1 pseudogene is annotated in these 394 nt (G+C 74.9%); it reads right to left on the minus strand.

The window, feature by feature from the left end:
• A pseudogene (locus KBX53_RS35930) lies at positions 1–394 on the minus strand (disulfide bond formation protein DsbA); the annotation flags it as partial.

Genomic DNA, 394 nt, shown 5'->3' on the forward strand with positions numbered 1-394 from the left:
GCCGTCGAAGACGCGGACGGCTTCTTCCCCGCGAGGGATCGAGGTCAGCACGGGGCCGAAGAAGGCCACGTCGTCGATGACGACCGTCGGGGTGCCGAGGTCCTCGCCCACCAGCTGCTGCGCGCGAGCGGTGCTGGCCCGCAGGTGCGGGTCGAGGTCGCTGCGCTGGGCGGCGTCGGCGAGGTCGGCGGGCAGGCCCGCTTCGGCCAGGGCCTGCGGGACGACGGTGTCGAAGTCCTTGTCGCCGGCGTCGTGGATCCGGCGGCCGAGCGCCGGGTACAGCAGCGCGAGGGCGGCGGCGCCGTGTTGCTCGGCCGCCGCCACGCAGACCCTGGCCGGCCCCCACGCCCGGTCGTTGAATTCGCGGTACCACGGCTCCAGGTCGCGATGCTCG

Origin of the sequence: Micromonospora sp. M51, from assembly GCF_018070305.1 — a bacterium.
Classification (GTDB): domain Bacteria; phylum Actinomycetota; class Actinomycetes; order Mycobacteriales; family Micromonosporaceae; genus Micromonospora; species Micromonospora parva.